The following is a 17,730-nucleotide window of genomic DNA, read 5'->3' on the forward strand; positions in this document are numbered from 1 at the left end:
AATACTATGCTAAGCCCCCTCCTTCGCCGGTACACCTGGAATAGTGCCTGGCTTTACAACATCCGTATCTTTCTTGCGTTAAGCGGAACGGCGGCATTGCCGTGGCTGCTTGGCGACGCGAAACTAACGATCCCTTTAACACTGGGCGTTGTTGCCGCGGCGCTGGCGGATCTCGATGATCGTCTGACCGGCCGTCTACGTAATTTAATCATTACCCTGATTTCTTTTTTTATCGCCTCGGCATCGGTCGAGCTTCTGTTTCCCTGGCCCTGGTTATTTGCCATTGGGCTTATCACGTCGACCATTGGGTTTATTTTGTTGGGAGGGCTGGGGCAACGCTACGCCACCATTGCGTTCGGCGCATTGCTTATCGCCATCTACACCATGCTTGGCACCACGTTATATACCGCATGGTATCAGCAGCCACTTTTATTGCTGGCAGGCGCCATCTGGTTTAACGTGCTGACGCTGGTCGGGCACCTCGTTTTTCCCATCCGTCCGCTGCAGGATAATCTGGCGCGCTGCTACGAGCAGTTATCCCAATACCTGGAACTCAAAGCGCGACTGTTCGATCCGGATATAGAGGAGGAAAGCCAGGCCCCGCTTTATGAGCTGGCGCTGGCTAACGGGCAGTTGGTGTCAACACTAAACCAGACCAAGGCGTCATTATTGACCCGCCTGCGGGGCGATCGCGGACAGCGAGGAACGCGGCGTACGCTGCACTACTATTTTGCCGCACAGGATATTCATGAACGTGCCAGCTCTTCGCATATACAGTACCAGACACTGCGGGAACATTTTCGCTACAGCGACGTGATGTTCCGTTTTCAGCGGTTGATTACTTTGCAATCCCAGGCCTGTTCCAGGCTCGCTAACGCCATCCTGCTTCGCACACCTTATCAGCATGATCACCGTTTCGAGCGCGCATTTATACATCTAGATGCTGCGCTAGATCGCATTCGAGCCAGCGGTACAACGTCGTCTGATCAACTGAAAGCGTTGGGTTTCTTACTCGATAATCTCCGTGCCATCGACGCACAACTGGCGAGTATCGAGTCCGGACAACCGCAAACTGCGCAGAAAAACGAAACGGAAAACTTACTGGCAGATGACAGCCTGCATGGATTGAGCGATATCTGGCTGCGTTTACGCAACAACCTTACGCCGGAGTCGGCACTGTTTCGCCATGCCGTGCGGATGTCTGTTGTGCTGTGTGCGGGCTACGCCATCATCCAAATTACCGGTCTGCACCACGGATACTGGATTCTGCTCACCAGCCTGTTTGTCTGCCAGCCTAACTACAACGCCACGCGCCACCGTCTTACGCTGCGTATCGTCGGAACTATTGCAGGTATCGCCCTCGGTCTCCCCGTCCTTTATTTTGTTCCCTCCCTGGAGGGGCAACTGATACTGATTGTTGTTACCGGTGTGCTTTTTTTCGCCTTTCGTCTTGTACAATACGCACAGGCCACCATGTTCATCACCTTACTGGTGCTGCTCTGCTTTAATTTGCTCGGCGAAGGTTTTGAAGTCGCCATGCCGCGAGTTATTGACACAATCATCGGATGCGCCATCGCCTGGGCTGCGGTAAGTTTTATCTGGCCAGACTGGCGTTTTCGCAATTTGGCACGCGTAACCGAGCAGGCATTCAATGCCAACTGCCGTTATCTGGACGCAATTCTCGAACAATATCATCAGGGTCGTGATAACCGTCTGGCCTACCGTATTGCCCGCAGAAACGCCTATAACAGAGATGCCGAACTGGCGTCGGTGGTCTCGAATATGGCATCGGAACCCGGTGCGACACCTGAACTGCGTGAGGTGGCATTTCGATTACTTTGCCTGAATCATACCTGTACCAGCTATATCTCTGCTCTTGGCGCGCATCGCGAACAGCTTACTCATCCGGCCATCCTTCGCTTATTGGATGATGCAGTCTGCTATGTTGATGACGCCCTTCATCACCAGCCTGCTGATGAAGAGCGCGTACAGTTAACACTGGCAGATTTGTCGCGACGAATTAAGCATCTTGAGCCGCGACCTGACAGCAAAGAACCCCTTGTATTGCAACAAATAGGTCTGCTTATCGCCCTTTTGCCAGAGATGTGCCGTTTACAGCGGCAGATCATGACTTAATGATCCTGGTTTTTTTTCTGACCCACCTCGTGGTACCAGTCGATTAACTCCTGGCGTCTCAACGCCGGGAGCGCGGCTTCATGCAGACCAATGATCGCACCTTCCAGCCCCAGCAGCACCTTGATGCCCATGTGTTTGTTCAACGCCTTCAAACGCAACCAACACGCTTTAGCGCCCAAACGCCGCAGCATACGTTCGTCTGGTATCCCTGCATCAAAAAGCATCATCTCAAGTTGAAAGCTTATGTTTGGTAGATCCTTAAGCCGATGAGGCGTATCTCGCGCCGCTTTTTCCTCCCGGGCCGCCGCGAGCGATTGTGATGAAAGCCGCAACAATGTTGGCAAGTCACGCCAGAGATGCTCATCAACAAAATAGTAGTTAAGCGAAACAGCGCGGCCACGCTTCTGGATTGTCAGAAGGGGTGAACTTCGTGTTACCCGATATTGCGCACTCTCCTCACAAGCACGCAGGTATAACTCTCCCTCTGAAATCATCGCAAACACGGTGTTGTCTATTGATAAGCTGTAGCCACCAAAATGCGCGCGAAAGCGAATTTTCCCCAAAGGTGCGAGGTATTCCCGTGACTGATAGATCCTTTGATAGGATATGTTTTTCATGATTATTCCCTTGTAAATCATGGAGTAAAAACATTAATTCTGTTAACCGATCCACTACTGAGGAACATAGGCAAGTGCGCGCAACTCAGCAAGAAAATTTTACGGCTTCATCGCAATACAAGACAAAATTGCGAGATGCTTTCAGAAAATGAGGTTGATCTTTGAACGTTCAGGGGTTACTGTATGTTTATACAGTAACTAACAGGGCTGGGTTGATCATGTACCATTCATTAAGCCGTGCAAATCGTTCAACACAATTTCTTTCCGCACACAACGCGGAGGCCATTGAGGCTTCTACGGGTCTGATCAGTGAGGTTGTTTATCGCGAAGATCAGCCCGGAATGACACAATTGCTGCTGTTGCCGTTATTACAGCAACTGGGTCAACAATCGCGCTGGCAGCTCTGGTTAACGCCGCAACAAAAATTAAGCCGTGAATGGGTATTGTCGGCAGGCCTGCCGCTGACTAAAGTTATGCAGATTAGTCAGCTCTCCCCCTGCCTTACGCTGGAATCGATGATTCGCGCGTTACGTACCGGCAACTATAGCGTTGTGATTGGCTGGCATGCCGAAGAATTGACCGAAGAAGAACACCAGCGTCTGGCGATTGCAGCCGAAGAAGGGAATGCAATAGGCTTCGTTATGCGTCCAGTACAATGTAATCCTCTCGCTGCGAGACAGCATTCCGGGATAAAAATTCACTCAAATTTGTATCATTGAGTAAAATTAAGATAAATCCTGGCATTATTTTTCTGTCTGACAAGGTTTACCGTGTAATCAGCGAAATACGCCGCCAGCGCCCGGTTCAGGCGACTTGCAAGGCAACTGAACTGGCGAATAGTTCCGCAAAAGTGTTAAATATTGTGTATACAAAGCCTTTTTTTTCATATGCCTGACGGACTTCACACTTGTAAGTTTTCAACTACGTTGTAGACTTTACATCGCCAGGGGTGCTCGGCATAAGCCAAAGATATCGTGAAGATATCTCTATAGGGACTGATGAGCAACGCCCCCGGTGAAGGATTTAACCGTGACTTCTCATCGAGATTTTCATGGCGATTTTTGGATGATAACGAGGCGCAAAAAATGAAAAAGACAGCTATCGCGATTGCAGTGGCACTGGCTGGTTTCGCTACCGTAGCGCAGGCCGCTCCGAAAGATAATACCTGGTATGCAGGTGGCAAACTGGGCTGGTCTCAGTTCCACGACACCGGCTTCATTCCGAACGACGGCCCGACCCATTCAAGCCAGCTTGGTGCAGGTGCGTTCGGTGGCTATCAGGTTAACCCGTACGTTGGTTTTGAGATGGGTTACGACTGGTTAGGTCGTATGCCGTACAAAGGCGACACCGTAAACGGTGCGTTTAAAGCTCAAGGCGTACAGCTGACCGCAAAACTGGGTTACCCGATCACTGACGATCTGGATATCTACACCCGTCTGGGCGGCATGGTATGGCGTGCAGACGCTAAAGCTAACGTCCCGGGCGCAGACTTCCACGCAAAAGACCATGACACCGGTGTTTCCCCGGTATTCGCTGGTGGTGTTGAGTGGGCAGTTACCCGTGATATCGCTACCCGTCTGGAATACCAGTGGGTTAACAACATCGGTGATGCAAACACCGTTGGTACCCGTCCGGACAACGGCATGCTGAGCGTAGGTGTTTCCTACCGTTTCGGCCAGCAGGAAGAAGCAGCGCCGGTAGTAGCGCCTGCTCCGGCTCCGGCTCCGGAAGTACAGACCAAACACTTCACTCTGAAGTCTGACGTCCTGTTCAACTTCAACAAAGCGACTCTGAAACCGGAAGGTCAGCAGGCACTGGATCAGCTGTATGGTCAGCTGAGCAACCTGGATCCGAAAGACGGTTCCGTAGTGGTTCTGGGCTTCACCGACCGTATCGGTTCTGACGCTTACAACCAGGGTCTGTCTGAGAAACGTGCTCAGTCCGTTGTTGATTACCTGGTTTCTAAAGGTATCCCGGCGAACAAAATCTCTGCACGTGGCATGGGCAAATCCCAGCCGGTTACTGGCAGCACCTGTGACAACGTGAAAGCGCGCCCTGCGCTGATCGATTGCCTGGCGCCGGACCGTCGTGTAGAAATCGAAGTTCGTGGCAGCAAAGACGTTGTAACTCAGCCTCAGGCTTAAGTTCACGTGCTGTAAAAAAACCCCGCGATGCGGGGTTTTTTATTGTCTGAACAAAACCAACTGTACAAAAAATCACTCTTTGCCTAATAGCGCCTGCAAATCCTGTTTCAGTGACGACATGGTGGTGGCGTATTTTTCTTTATGCTCGGCATCTTCAATTAACTGCACAATGGTCTCCGAAAGGGTTTTGCCCCGACGCTGTGCCAGAGCAGCCAAACGTTGCCAGACAACAAACTCCAGATCGATTGATTTCTTGCGCGTATGCTGATGCTCAGCATTAAAATGGCGTTTGCGCCGTGCCCGAATAGTCTGTTTCATGCGGTTCATGAGAGACGGATTAATATGCTGCTCAATCCAGGCATTCACCTGCACGGGTTCATTTTCGAGGGTTAGCAATAAATCGACGGCGTCTTTGGCCGCGCTGGCTTCAATATATCTTGTAATAAGCTCACCTTCCCGGTGCTTTTTCACCAGATACTTCCATTTCCAGCCGCTTTCAAGATTTTCCAGTTGTTGATATTTCATTGCGATCTCAACGTTACCGTGTAACTCTGTTCAGAATATCAGTTTTTTTCTGCTCTGCTGAAAAGAAATCACATTCTGTCTATCCCAACAACATATCTGCAACGGGAAAACGTGTATTCCCTGTGTGCTGCCCATGTGTTTACGGTATAATCCCGCCTTTTACATCAGACTAAAAAAACGACTTTGACCATTACAAAACTTGAATGGAATGAACTGACTCCGGATACCGAGAGCTATCAGGATGTGTTTAAGCAGTCCGCACTCACTGACGAGACGGTCTTCTTCCTGGGCGATACCCAACCCCGATTACACTATGCGCTGGAACAATTGCTTCATCCTGCGGCGACGTCACGCTTTATGCTGGCCAAAGCGCCAGAAGAAGAAGAGTACCTGACGATCCTCGCCGAGGCTGTGTCAGCGCTGCAGTCCGAGGAGATCGACGTTGTAGGTGGCGACTATCAGGTTAATGGTGCGACAGTTACGCTTACCCCTGCGCAAAACGCAGAAGCCAATTTTGCCGGTAAAAACCAGGTAGTTATTGCCGATTGGGTTGAAGCTGAGCAGTTGTTTGGTTGCCTGCGCCAGTTCAATAACGAGATTACCCTGCAGCCAGGACTGGTACATCAGGCCAACGGTGGCACGCTGGTTATCTCTCTGCGCACCCTTCTGGCGCAACCTTTACTGTGGATGCGTTTAAAAACCATGGTGACGCGCCGTCGTTTTGACTGGGTTGCATTCGATGAGTCTCGTCCTCTGCCCGTGTCAGTTCCGTCATTGCCGCTCGAGCTGCGGGTTATCCTCGTGGGTGAACGAGATTCTCTGGCTGATTTCCAGGAGATGGAACCAGAGCTGGCCGAACAAGCTATCTATAGCGAATACGAAGACAACCTGCAGATTAGCGATGCGGAAACACTGGCGCAATGGTGTCAGTGGGTTCAACTGATCGCCCGGGAGGCTGAATTACCTTCACCGTCTGCAGATGCGTGGCCGGTACTGATTCGGGAAGCCGTTCGCTATACCGGCGATCAAGAGACGCTCCCGCTCTGCCCGCTATGGTTAACACGCCAGTTAGGCGAAGTGTCCGCTATGACCGATGCCCAGACCTTTGATGCTGAGCAGCTCACCACCATGCTTACTCAGCGTGAATGGCGAGAAGGCTATCTGGCGGAGCGCATGCAAGATGAAATTCTGTTAGAGCAGATCCTCATTGAGACTGAAGGTGAACAGGTCGGTCAAATCAATGCCCTGTCAGTGGTCGAGTTTCCGGGACATCCACGTGCATTTGGCGAACCTTCACGTATAAGCTGCGTTGTGCACATCGGCGATGGCGAATTTAACGACATTGAACGTAAAGCGGAACTGGGCGGCAACATTCATGCGAAAGGCATGATGATTATGCAGTCTTTCCTGATGGCTGAGCTGGAGCTTGAGCAACAGATCCCGTTCTCCGCATCGCTGACCTTTGAGCAATCTTACAGTGAAGTAGACGGCGACAGCGCCTCGATGGCTGAACTGTGCGCCCTGATCAGCGCCCTGGCGGATGTCCCTGTCAGCCAGAGTATCGCTATCACCGGTTCGGTGGATCAGTTTGGTCGCGCCCAGCCTGTGGGTGGGCTCAACGAAAAGATCGAAGGATTCTTCGCTATCTGTCAGACTCGTGGTCTGGACGGCAACCAGGGGGTGATCATACCCGTTGCCAATGTGCGCCATCTTTGTCTGCGCCAGGAATTGCTGGATGCCGTCAAGGCAGGGCAATTCTCTATCTGGGCCATAGAAGATGTCATGGATGCACTCCCCTTATTGACCAGACTGGTCTGGGATGCAGAAGGACAAACTACACTGAAGCAGACCATCCTGGAGCGTATCGCCCAGGCGACGCAACAAGACGCTCGTCACCGTTATCCGTGGCCGCTTCGTTGGCTTAGCTGGTTCAGTCCCAACTGATCGGACTTGTTCAGCGTACACGTGTTAGCTATCCTGCGTCCGAAACTCACAATAAGGCTTACATAGAACATGGTAGATAAACGCGAATCCTATACAAAAGAAGATCTTCTTGCCTCTGGTCGCGGAGAGCTGTTTGGCGAAAAAGGCCCACAATTACCAGCTCCAAGCATGCTGATGATGGACCGTGTGGTGTCAATGACCGAAAACGGTGGGAATTTCGACAAAGGATATGTTGAAGCTGAATTAGATATTAATCCGGATCTGTGGTTCTTTGGTTGCCACTTTATCGGCGACCCGGTAATGCCGGGGTGCCTCGGTCTGGACGCTATGTGGCAGCTCGTTGGTTTCTACCTGGGCTGGCTCGGTGGCGAAGGCAAAGGCCGTGCGCTGGGCGTAGGCGAAGTGAAATTCACCGGTCAGATTCTGCCGACCGCGAAAAAAGTAACCTACCGTATCCACTTCAAACGCGTCATCAACCGTCGTCTGGTGATGGGCCTGGCCGATGGTGAAGTGCTGGTTGATGGCCGTGTTATCTACACTGCGACCGACCTGAAAGTGGGCCTGTTCCAGGACACTTCTGCATTCTGATGCAGATTGCCATGTAACGCGCCACAAAATGGCGTAGGGCAAAAAAGGCGAAACCTCCGCAATGCGGAGGTTTCTTGTTAAAGAGACAGAATCAGGCAATGACGGCCCTGTCCTCCATGGCTTCTCGCCAGCCTCCCATCCATTCGGATCTCTGATTCAGCGTCTGATAAGGACACATTTCTTTTGGCCGTCCCGTGATTCCGGCCTGATACCCACGTTGATGTGCCCGTTCCAGGCGATCTCGCTTTTGTCTCTTCATGCCTCGTTTCCCTCATTTTTTGGTCTGGTGGAAAAGAAAACAGTGGTTACTAAGTATGCAACCACAGGCTACGAATACCCTGGATACGGTTTGTCGTCAATGCGCAAAATTCACGCCAGTGTCATAAATGTGACCTAAACAGAAGTTCATTTGTACAAAAACTGTGAACCAGCACAGGTAATGAATTGAGCACAAAATAAAAAAAGCCGTCAGACAAAAATGACCTGACGGCAGTGATAATGCAGTCAATTTTACTATGGCAGACGTTTAAGCTCGCTGGCGATGCTTGCCGATTCCTGTTGCCAGGCCTGGGCCAACATTTTCACCATCTCGTCATAGCCATCTTGCTGCTGCTTAAGCTCAATGTGGAAAGGACGCTTAATCAGTTGCCCACGATGATTAACCAGCCATTCGCCACTCACGATAACCCGCCCGTCATAACGACCATGAAAGCCGGTTACGGTGACGTTGAGGGTGTCCTGCTCACTGCCAAGCGGTTGCGAAGCCACAACCCAGCCGGGAAGAGCGTTACTTAAATTCGCTACCAGCGTCGTGCGAAGCTGTTGGTCCAGCGGGCTCGCCCACAGGTTATTAGTGGCAATAACGTATTGCACATCGGTGGTCTGATAGACCACGCCATTTCCTGCGAGATAATCCGGCACCGTCACCTGCTCAACCCACAGCAGGTGTTGCCCACGCGCATCACTTTGCGTCACCGTTGATTGCGGCGGTGATGGTAGCTGATAATAGCTCTTCTTATCGCCGCTCGCGCTGCAGGCCGTCAGAAGCATGGCCAGAAGCGCTATCATTCCTTTTTTCATTCTTTCGCCCTCTTCGGCTGCGGATCGTCTTTACCCTTCGCTTCAAATACGAGCGCATTACTCTTATCGTTCAGCGTTTTGAGCACCGGCTGTAGCTCACGCAACACCTGATCAAGACGCTGCATATCCGCCACCATCTTGTTGTACGCGGCCGACCCCGGCTGGAAGCCCTGCATACTGCGATTGAGCTCACGCAGCGTATTTTGCATATCTGCTGGCAACTGCTGCATAGACTGACTGGCTGTCAGCTTATTCAGATTATCGAGTGTCGTCTGCAGACGGCGCATCGTCTGCTGGCTCGCCGTCAACGTATTGGTTGCCTGCTCGATCATTGGGTTAAGTGGCAGATTGTTAATTTTATCCAGCGTATCCATCAGTTTTTGCTGAATCTGCGCCAGACCGCCGCTGACCGTCGGGATGATGCGATAACCACCAAATTCCGGCATATCGGTGACAGGTGGTGCCTTAGGATAAAAATCGAGGTCGACATACAGGGCACCCGTCACAATATTGCCGGTTTTCAGCGCCGCACGCAGGCCACGTTTCATTAACTCAGTTATATGCTCATCCACGTTAGGATCGCCGCCAAACTGACTAATCAGACGCTGAGGCTCAATACGAATCAGAATAGGTATCCGGTAATCATCATTCAATTTCTGACGCATTTCTGGCGTGAAGAACGGGACTTTCGCCACGGTCCCCAAGCGAATACCGCGAAATTCAACCGGCGCTCCGGGTTGCAGACCGCGAATCGAATCTTTGAAGAACATCAGATAATCGATATGTTCGGTATACAGCGACTCCTGAATACTGCGCTGGTCGTCATACAGCATAAACGCCGTTTTTTCTGCAACAGGCTCGCCCAGTTCATTCCCTTCCGGCACGTCAAAGCTCACGCCACCACCAAACAGGGTACTAAGCGATCCCATTTCAACCCGCATTCCGGCAGAGGTTAAATCAACGGCGATACCGCTGTCTTTCCAGAAACGCACGTTGCTGGTGACCAGACGATCGTTTGGCGCATTAATAAAAAGCTGATAGGTGATCGTACGTTTCTGCGTGTCGAAAGTACTTGTCTCGACAGAGCCGACGCGGTAACCACGGAAAAGTACCGGATCGCCCGGAGAGAGTTGCCCCGCTTTTTTGCTGTCCAGGATAATCCGAATCCCTTTTGCATCCGGCGGTGCCAGCGGCGGCGAATCAAGCAGGTTATATCTCTCCGGCTGATTGCCCTTTTTCCCTGGCTGGAGCTCGATGTAGGCGCCAGAAAGTAATGTCCCGAGCCCGCTGATCCCTTCACGGCCAACCTGCGGTTTAACCACCCAAAAAACGGAGTCGTTGTAAAGCAACTTTTCCATCCCGGTATTCAGGCGCGCTTTAATCTCAACATGGGTAAGATCGTCCGTCAGCGTCGTGCTCTCTACCACGCCGACATCCACGCTACGGCTTTTGATGGTCGTTTTACCCCCGATGATACCTTCGGCATTGGTGGTAATGAGGGTGACTTCCGGCCCCTGGTGGCTGTAATGGTAAAAGAGGATCCACGCACCGATGAGGGCCGTGACGATCGGGAATATCCATACCGGCGACCAGTTTTTAACTTTCTGCACTTTCGCCTCCCCACTGGTTTTCTCCATGTTCTTACGACTCCTCATGGCTCGATTCAGGCTCGCGATCCCAACTCAGGCGGGGATCGAACGTCATTGCCGCAAACATTGTGATGATGACGACCAGCGCAAACATCAGCGCCCCCATGGCCGGATAAATATTCATTAATCCTCCCATGCGCACCAACGCGGAGAGCACGGCGATGACAAACACATCAATCATCGACCAGCGCCCAACAAATTCTACGATTTCATAAATAAAGTGCATACGTTCACTGTCTCGTCGGCCGTGGCCTTTCGCATCCCAGCATAACCAGGCGATAGCGATCATTTTCAAGGTCGGCACCATGATACTGGCGATGAAAATCACCAGCGCAACCGGATACGACCCCTCGCTCCAGAGTAAAATCACCCCGGCAAGGATCGTCGATGGCATCTGATCGCCCAACAGATCGGTAATCATGATCGGCAAAATATTGGCGGGCAGATACAGCAGGATCGACGTCACCAGTAGCGCCATCGTCCACTGCAGACTGTTTCTGCGCCTGACATAGCCTTTGGTATGACAACGCGGACAGACGGGTTCGTCCGCCGCCACAATGGCGGTGCAACATGGGCAACTGCGTAATCCCTGATGAATGCCCGGCACACCAACGCGCAGCGGCGCGACCGGCACCGGCGCAGGGGCGATATCATCCCACAACCAGTGACGATCCACACACTGCATGGTACGCAGTTGTAGCAGGCAAAACAGACACCATGGAATAAAGCTGCTACCGATGCCCACATCCCCATAGGCCATCAGTTTGACAAAGCTCACCAGCACGCCGGCCAGAAAAATCTCTGCCATACCCCAAGTTTTAAGCTGGAAAAGGATACGCGCCAGAAACGTTTTGGTCTGCTGCGACATCGGCACGCGATTGACCAGCAGCAGTATGGTCACCAGGCAAAATGCCGGGACCATCTGAACGAAGAGTAAAAAGAGCGTCCCAAGACTGGCGTAATCTTCCGAGAACATCACGCCCGGGATCTCCAGTAGCGTCACCTCACTGGTGACGCCTGCTACTTTCATATTCACAAAGGGGAACAGATTGGAAAGCAGTAGCATGAACAGCGCCACCAGCGCATACGCGGTGGGCCGTTGTCTGGGCTCATCCCATTGCGTGGTTAATGTTGCGCCACAGCGGGGGCAAGCCGCTTTATGACCATGCTGCAATGGCGGCAAAGCCACCAATAAATCGCACTGGGTACATAAAATATGCCGTGTGGCGTGGTGATGTTCACACATACTGACTTCCTGAGTTATGCGCCGTTTTTTAGAGCCTCCAGATACTCCCAGCGTTCAAACGCTTCTTCCAGCGCCTGTTCCGCCGAAGCCAGTTCGGCTAATACTTTCTGCGTGTGGTCGTGAGGCTGGCTGAAAAAGCTGGCATCTGCCACCTGCGCCTGCAATGTTTCCAGTTCCGCCTCCAGCTTTTCCAGCTTTTGCGGCAATTGTTCCAACTCACGTTGCAGGTTATAGCTTAGTTTGTTACTGGTTCGTTTAACACTTTCTGTTTTGTTAACCGAAACTTCGGCAACTTTCTTCTCGGATGCGGCTTTGTAGGCCTGCGATGCCGCTTGCTGACCACGCGCATCGTGATAACCGCCAACGTATTGACCAATCCGTCCGGCGCCTTCGAAGATCCAGCACTCCGTAACGGTGTTATCGACAAACTGACGGTCGTGGCTGACCAGCATAACAGTGCCCTGGTAGCTGTCGATAAGCTCTTCGAGCAGTTCCAGCGTTTCGACATCCAAATCGTTGGTAGGTTCGTCGAGAATCAATAAGTTACTGGGTTTCAGGAACAAACGTGCCAGCAAAAGTCGATTACGTTCACCGCCAGAGAGCGCGCGAACCGGTGTCATCGCCCGTTTCGGATGGAAGAGAAAGTCCTGCAGGTAGCCCAGCACATGGCGTGGCTTACCGTTCACCAACACTTCCTGTTTACCTTCCGCCAGGTTATCCATCACCGTTCTGTCCGGATCGAGCTCCGCGCGGTGCTGGTCAAAGTAAGCCACTTCCAGCTTGGTACCGCAATGAATACGCCCGCTGTCGGCCTGCAACTGACCCAGCATCAGTTTGAGCAGCGTGGTTTTACCACAGCCATTCGGTCCGATCAGGGCAATCTTGTCGCCGCGCTGAACCTGAGCAGAGAAATCTTTGACCAGCACTTTGCCGTCCACTTGATAGTCGACATTTTCCATCTCAAAGACGATTTTGCCCGAGCGGCTTGCCTCTTCCACCTGCATCTTCGCGCTGCCCATCACCTCGCGGCGTTCGCTGCGTTCGCGACGCATGGCTTTCAATGCGCGCACACGGCCTTCATTACGGGTACGGCGAGCCTTGATGCCCTGGCGGATCCAGACTTCTTCCTGCGCCAGCTTGCGGTCAAACTCCGCATTTTGCAGTTCTTCAACGCGCAGGTTTTCTTCTTTTTCCAGCAAATAAGTGTCGTAATCGCCGGGATAGGTCACCAGTTTGCCACGATCGAGATCGACAATACGTGTCGCCATATTGCGGATAAAGGAACGGTCATGCGAGATAAAAATAATGGTACCGCTGAAGGTTTTCAGGAACCCTTCCAGCCAGTCGATGGTTTCGATATCAAGGTGGTTTGTTGGTTCATCGAGCAGCAGTACTTTCGGTCCGCTGACCAGCGCTCGGCCCAGCGCCGCCTTACGCAACCAGCCGCCCGAGAGCGACGCCAGCGGCATGTCAGCTTCCAGACCCAATTGTGCCAGCACTTCATTGATACGGTTTTCGAGCTGCCAGAGACCGTGGTGGTCCAGCAGTTCCTGTAAGCGCGCCATCTCGTTCAGGTTTTTATCGCTCGGATCGGTCATCACCAGATGCGAAATTTCGTGATAACGCTTGAGGTACTCCGCCTGCTCTTCAATCCCTTCGGCCACAAAGTCGTAGACGCTGCCCGCGACATTACGCGGCGGATCCTGTTGCAAACGTGCCACGATCAAATCCTGTTCGTACACGATGCGGCCATCATCCAGACCCTGTTCGCGGTTGAGGATTTTCATCAGCGTCGATTTGCCCGCGCCGTTACGTCCAACCAGACAGACACGTTCGTTATCCTCGATATGCAGTTCGGCATTATCGAGGAGGGGCGCATCGCTAAACGACAGCCAGGCGCCATGCATACTAATTAATGACATCTATTTATCCTTTCAGGCTGCGGTAATCAGCCAGCAGTTGTGGATCTGACGGTTACGGGCGAAATCTTGCGACTGCGTTTTTTGGGTAATTTCTTGTGCTTTGAGCCCAAGCGTAGCCAGCCCTTCAGTATCCATACGGAAACCGCGTTTGTTGTTTGAGAACATGATCGTGCCGCCTTTACGCAGCAAACGTTTAAGATCTTTCATCAGTGCCAGGTGATCACGCTGGACATCGAAAGAGTCCTCCATACGTTTTGAGTTCGAAAATGTGGGGGGATCGATAAAAATCAGATCGAACTGCTCGTCACTTTCGCGTAACCATGCCAGTACATCGGCCTGTAGCAGGCGGTGCGGGCGACCGGTCAGACCGTTGAGACGCAAATTGCGCTCCGCCCACTCCAGATAGGTACGCGACATATCCACGGTCGTGGTGCTGCGCGCGCCGCCAAGCCCGGCGTGTACACTCGCGCTGCCGGTGTAAGAGAAGAGATTCAGGAAGTCTTTGCCCTTACTCATCTGGCCCAGCATACGGCGTGCGATACGGTGGTCGAGGAACAGGCCCGTATCAAGATAGTCCGTCAGGTTAACCCACAGTTTGGCGTTGTATTCGCCGACCTGAATAAATTCACCCTTTTCATTCATCTTCTGATACTGGTTATTGCCTTTCTGCCGCTCACGGGTTTTCAGCACCAGTTTATTCGGCGCAATACCCAGCACGGCGATGGTAGCGGCAATGATGTCAAACAGACGCTGACGCGCTTTTTGCGCATCGATGGTTTTGGGCGGCGCGTACTCCTGCACTACCACCCAGTCACCGTAGCGATCGACAGCCACGTTATAATCCGGCAGATCGGCATCGTACAGTCGGTAGCATTCGATGCCTTCCTGACGCGCCCATTTTTCCAGTTTCTTGAGATTCTTACGCAGACGGTTGGCATAATCCTCAGCCATCACCGGCGCTTTTGCTTCGCCGGTGTTTTCCGCCAGGTGGTAGTTTTTCTGCACGCAATCCAGCGGGCCATTTTTAGCCTTGAACTGACGGTCAGCACGCAATTGCAGGCAGTTAAGCAAATCGACAGAAGCGCTGAACAACGACAGATTCCAGCCGCCGAACTGCGATTTCAATGTCCTTCCCAGCAGGCTGTGCAGGGCAATCAGCGCAGGTTCGCTCTCCAGACGTTCACCGTACGGGGGGTTGCTGATAACCGTGCCATACGGCCCTTTTGGCAGCGGGTTGCTTAACTGCGCCACGTCTTTTACATCGAAAGTGACCAGCTCACCAACGCCAGCACGGCGGGCGTTACGCTGCGCGCGCTCAATGACGCGAGGATCGTTATCGGAGCCATAAAAATGCGATGTGTAATTAGCCAGCCCAGCCCGCGCGCGGGTCTGCGCCTCGGCTTTCACTTCCTGCCAGATTGCCTCATCATGTTGAGCCCAGCCGCCAAAGCCCCAGCGGCCGCGGTGTAAACCTGGCGCACGGTCGGTAGCCCACATGGCCGCTTCGATCAATAAAGTGCCGGAACCGCACATCGGATCAAGCAGCGGCGTGCCCGGCTGCCAGCCAGAGCGCATCACAATCGCCGAGGCGAGGTTTTCTTTGATTGGCGCCATACCGGTGCCATCACGGTAGCCACGCAAATGCAGCCCTTCACCACTCAGGTCGAGCGCAATGCTGGCTGTCTCTTTGTTCAGCCAGACGTTGATGCGTAAATCCGGCGATTCGCGATCAACATTCGGACGCGGCAGATTTTTGCGCGTAAAGCTATCGACAATGGCGTCTTTTACTTTCAGCGCGCCATACTGACTGTTACGAATTTCTTCATTCAGGCCGCTAAAATGCACCGCAAAGGTGGCGTTCGGGCTGAAAATCTCCGTCCACGGAATCGCCTGCACGCCGAGATAAAGGTCCAGATCGCTGTAAACCTTACACTCACTGAGCGGCATCATGATGCGCGAGGCCAGACGACTCCACATCAGGCTTTGGTAAATCAGCCGTGTGTCACCATGGAAATGGACGCCCCCCTGAACCACCCGGCACTCTTGCCCGCCCAGGTTTTCCAGTTCAGTTTTTAATAGCTCTTCCAGCCCACGGGCCGTACTGGCAAACAGAGAAATCATAAAATCACTTATCGATGAAGAAAATTGTTGCGCATTATAGCCAATCTGGCGTTCATGTCATAAAGTTGAGGGCTTATTTTCGTTCACAGAGGAAATGACGTGGCTACCCTTTCGCGTCTTTTTATCCATCCAGTGAAATCCATGCGCGGTATTGGCCTGACGCATGCCCTGGCAGACACCAGCGGGTTATCCTTTGATCGCATTTTTATGGTGACCGAAGCGGATGGCACCTTTATTACTGCACGACAGTTCCCGCAGATGGTCCGTTTTATTCCCTCTCCCCTGACGGATGGCCTGCATTTAACCGCACCTGATGGCAGCAGCGCCGTGGTGCGTTTTAATGATTTTGCGCCTCAGAGTGAGCCAACGGAAGTATGGGGGAATCATTTTACTGCCCGGGTTGCACCCGAACACATCAACCAGTGGCTCAGCGGTTTTTTTGCTCGAGACGTTCAGCTTCGCTGGGTGGGGCCGCAAACCACGCGCCGGGTAAAACGTTACGAGGATGTTCCGCTCTCATTTGCTGATGGCTTTCCGTTTTTATTGACCAACGAAGCCTCATTACGTGATTTACAAAACCGCTGCCCGGCAAGTGTACAAATGGAGCAGTTCCGCCCCAACCTGGTGGTCACAGGTGCCGGTGCATGGGAAGAGGACACCTGGAAAGTAATACGCATCGGCGATGTCGTCTTTGACGTGGTGAAACCGTGCAGCCGTTGCGTTTTTACCACCGTCAGTCCCGAACGCGGGCAAAAACATCCCGCTGGCGAACCCCTGGCAACCCTCTCCCGTTTTCGCACTGCGCAAGATAATGGCAATGTTGATTTCGGTCAGAACTTAATTGCCCGCAATAGTGGTGTCGTCCGGGTAGGTGATGAGGTCGTGGTCCTTTCCAGTGCACCCGCTAAACCCTATGGCGCAGGACAGGCTGTTGAGTCTGTAGAACAAGAACAGAAAACAGAGGACGTGGTAGATATTGTCTGGCAGGGGAAAAGCTTTCGCGGTAACAATCAGCAAATCTTGCTTGAGCAACTGGAAAACCAGGGGATACGCGTGCCCTATTCCTGTCGGGCGGGCATTTGCGGCTGCTGTCGCATTCGCCTGATTGAGGGTGAGGTCAGCCCGTTGAAAAAATCAGCTATCGCACAAGATGGTTCTATCCTGAGTTGTAGCTGCGTACCTAAAACCTCAGTTCGCCTGGAAAGTTAAACGGCCTGTTCAAAGCTGAAACTGGCAGCACTGAGCTGCGGTTTCAGCCTGTCATTCATGATCTTAATGGGATCGCCTAATTGCATCGTACGCCCGGCGATAACCACACCCGGCTGGGCCAGCAGACAAAGAGCGGCATTTTCACCCGGTTCAACGACCAGTAAACTCACCTCTTCGCCGCTGTCACTCATCACGACGCTCGCAGCTTCTCCTGCACAGGGAGACCACGGCTGATTGTAGCTGGTAAAGTGCCAGCTTTTTGGCATTTGCGGCTTCAGAAAACGAATGGCCACCAGTGCATTAAGCACCAGCTCGGCACGTTGTTCGTTAGAGAGCATCAGGTCGCGGCATTTTTCATCAAAGGAGAAGTATAAGGCGGCATCGTCTACGCAAAATCCGCAGGGGGAAAAGGCATCCGGGGTAAGCATTTTACGAGCAAAACGCGAGCGAAATAACATGCCATTGGCCAGATCGAGCATCATACGATCGTGCTCGTCATCAAAATACCAGCGCCAATTATCGTCAGGTTTAATTCGCATTTCGTTCCCC

At 52.5% G+C, this 17,730-nt stretch carries 15 protein-coding genes; 6 read left to right on the forward strand and 9 right to left on the reverse strand.

What is annotated here, in order from left to right:
- Positions 1–6: 6 nt before the first annotated feature.
- Complete coding sequence (gene yccS, locus ABU190_RS09185) at positions 7–2,136, forward strand: YccS family putative transporter (RefSeq protein ID WP_296438534.1); 2,130 nt, start codon at positions 7–9, stop codon at positions 2,134–2,136.
- On the opposite strand, the gene ABU190_RS09190 is transcribed toward yccS, so the two are convergent.
- The gene (locus ABU190_RS09190) at positions 2,133–2,753 is read right to left on the reverse strand and encodes a TfoX/Sxy family DNA transformation protein (RefSeq protein WP_296438532.1); all 621 of its coding nucleotides are present in this window, start codon (positions 2,751–2,753) and stop codon (positions 2,133–2,135) included. The two genes, yccS and ABU190_RS09190, sit on opposite strands and share 4 nt — an antisense overlap.
- Before the next feature lie 218 nt (positions 2,754–2,971).
- Between ABU190_RS09190 and sulA the strand changes: the two genes are divergently transcribed.
- Positions 2,972–3,472, forward strand: coding sequence for an SOS-induced cell division inhibitor SulA (gene sulA, locus ABU190_RS09195; protein ID WP_271850920.1), 501 nt, complete (start codon positions 2,972–2,974; stop codon positions 3,470–3,472).
- A gap of 366 nt (positions 3,473–3,838) precedes the next feature.
- Positions 3,839–4,897, forward strand: a complete 1,059-nt coding sequence (ompA, locus tag ABU190_RS09200) for a porin OmpA (protein ID WP_071194674.1) — start codon at positions 3,839–3,841, stop codon at positions 4,895–4,897.
- A 72-nt stretch (positions 4,898–4,969) separates the two neighbouring features.
- Here the strand turns inward: ompA and matP are convergent, their stop codons facing one another.
- The gene (matP, locus tag ABU190_RS09205) at positions 4,970–5,422 is read right to left on the reverse strand and encodes a macrodomain Ter protein MatP (protein ID WP_047371001.1); all 453 of its coding nucleotides are present in this window, start codon (positions 5,420–5,422) and stop codon (positions 4,970–4,972) included.
- A 183-nt stretch (positions 5,423–5,605) separates the two neighbouring features.
- Between matP and ABU190_RS09210 the strand changes: the two genes are divergently transcribed.
- On the forward strand, positions 5,606–7,366 hold the full coding sequence (locus ABU190_RS09210) for a Lon protease family protein (protein ID WP_354691120.1): 1,761 nt from the start codon (positions 5,606–5,608) through the stop codon (positions 7,364–7,366).
- 69 nt (positions 7,367–7,435) lie between these two features.
- Entirely contained in the window at positions 7,436–7,954 is a 519-nt protein-coding gene (fabA, locus tag ABU190_RS09215; protein WP_071194677.1) for a bifunctional 3-hydroxydecanoyl-ACP dehydratase/trans-2-decenoyl-ACP isomerase, read from the forward strand.
- 91 nt (positions 7,955–8,045) lie between these two features.
- On the opposite strand, the gene rmf is transcribed toward fabA, so the two are convergent.
- The 6 genes from rmf to rlmKL form a co-directional block, all read right to left on the reverse strand.
- Complete coding sequence (rmf, locus tag ABU190_RS09220; protein ID WP_039078582.1) at positions 8,046–8,213, reverse strand: ribosome modulation factor; 168 nt, start codon at positions 8,211–8,213, stop codon at positions 8,046–8,048.
- 254 nt (positions 8,214–8,467) lie between these two features.
- Complete coding sequence (gene pqiC / locus ABU190_RS09225; RefSeq protein ID WP_071194678.1) at positions 8,468–9,034, reverse strand: membrane integrity-associated transporter subunit PqiC; 567 nt, start codon at positions 9,032–9,034, stop codon at positions 8,468–8,470.
- A complete protein-coding gene (pqiB, locus tag ABU190_RS09230; RefSeq protein ID WP_039078580.1) occupies positions 9,031–10,671 on the reverse strand; it encodes an intermembrane transport protein PqiB in 1,641 nt (546 codons plus the stop codon). Before pqiB ends, pqiC begins: the two co-directional genes overlap by 4 nt.
- A 4-nt stretch (positions 10,672–10,675) precedes the next feature.
- A complete protein-coding gene (pqiA, locus tag ABU190_RS09235) occupies positions 10,676–11,929 on the reverse strand; it encodes a membrane integrity-associated transporter subunit PqiA (RefSeq protein ID WP_039078579.1) in 1,254 nt (417 codons plus the stop codon).
- Between the two features lie 14 nt (positions 11,930–11,943).
- Positions 11,944–13,851 carry an ABC transporter ATP-binding protein gene (locus tag ABU190_RS09240; protein ID WP_132441223.1) on the reverse strand — a complete coding sequence of 636 codons (1,908 nt, stop codon included), beginning with the start codon at positions 13,849–13,851 and terminating at the stop codon, positions 11,944–11,946.
- Between the two features lie 12 nt (positions 13,852–13,863).
- Positions 13,864–15,972, reverse strand: coding sequence for a bifunctional 23S rRNA (guanine(2069)-N(7))-methyltransferase RlmK/23S rRNA (guanine(2445)-N(2))-methyltransferase RlmL (gene rlmKL / locus ABU190_RS09245; protein ID WP_354691121.1), 2,109 nt, complete (start codon positions 15,970–15,972; stop codon positions 13,864–13,866).
- Positions 15,973–16,071: 99 nt separating this feature from the next.
- Here rlmKL and ABU190_RS09250 point away from each other — a divergent pair, with 99 nt between their 5' ends.
- Complete coding sequence (locus ABU190_RS09250) at positions 16,072–17,181, forward strand: YcbX family protein (RefSeq protein WP_354691122.1); 1,110 nt, start codon at positions 16,072–16,074, stop codon at positions 17,179–17,181.
- Here the strand turns inward: ABU190_RS09250 and zapC are convergent.
- Positions 17,178–17,720 (reverse strand): cell division protein ZapC, encoded by a 543-nt coding sequence (gene zapC / locus ABU190_RS09255; protein WP_039078575.1) that lies wholly within the window; start codon positions 17,718–17,720, stop codon positions 17,178–17,180. The genes ABU190_RS09250 and zapC overlap by 4 nt on opposite strands.
- Positions 17,721–17,730 lie beyond the last annotated feature (10 nt).

Source organism: Phytobacter sp. RSE-02 (genome assembly GCF_040578655.1).
Classification (GTDB): domain Bacteria; phylum Pseudomonadota; class Gammaproteobacteria; order Enterobacterales; family Enterobacteriaceae; genus Phytobacter; species Phytobacter diazotrophicus.

Coding starts and splice junctions, on each gene's coding strand:
- matP (WP_047371001.1), bottom strand. CDS start 5,422: ATGAAATATCAACAACTGGAAAATCTTGAAAGCGGCTGGAAATGGAAG.
- rlmKL (WP_354691121.1), bottom strand. CDS start 15,972: ATGATTTCTCTGTTTGCCAGTACGGCCCGTGGGCTGGAAGAGCTATTA.
- pqiA (WP_039078579.1), bottom strand. CDS start 11,929: ATGTGTGAACATCACCACGCCACACGGCATATTTTATGTACCCAGTGC.
- ABU190_RS09190 (WP_296438532.1), bottom strand. CDS start 2,753: ATGAAAAACATATCCTATCAAAGGATCTATCAGTCACGGGAATACCTC.
- pqiC (WP_071194678.1), bottom strand. CDS start 9,034: ATGAAAAAAGGAATGATAGCGCTTCTGGCCATGCTTCTGACGGCCTGC.
- fabA (WP_071194677.1), top strand. CDS start 7,436: ATGGTAGATAAACGCGAATCCTATACAAAAGAAGATCTTCTTGCCTCT.
- sulA (WP_271850920.1), top strand. CDS start 2,972: ATGTACCATTCATTAAGCCGTGCAAATCGTTCAACACAATTTCTTTCC.
- yccS (WP_296438534.1), top strand. CDS start 7: ATGCTAAGCCCCCTCCTTCGCCGGTACACCTGGAATAGTGCCTGGCTT.
- ABU190_RS09240 (WP_132441223.1), bottom strand. CDS start 13,851: ATGTCATTAATTAGTATGCATGGCGCCTGGCTGTCGTTTAGCGATGCG.
- rmf (WP_039078582.1), bottom strand. CDS start 8,213: ATGAAGAGACAAAAGCGAGATCGCCTGGAACGGGCACATCAACGTGGG.
- ompA (WP_071194674.1), top strand. CDS start 3,839: ATGAAAAAGACAGCTATCGCGATTGCAGTGGCACTGGCTGGTTTCGCT.
- zapC (WP_039078575.1), bottom strand. CDS start 17,720: ATGCGAATTAAACCTGACGATAATTGGCGCTGGTATTTTGATGACGAG.
- pqiB (WP_039078580.1), bottom strand. CDS start 10,671: ATGGAGAAAACCAGTGGGGAGGCGAAAGTGCAGAAAGTTAAAAACTGG.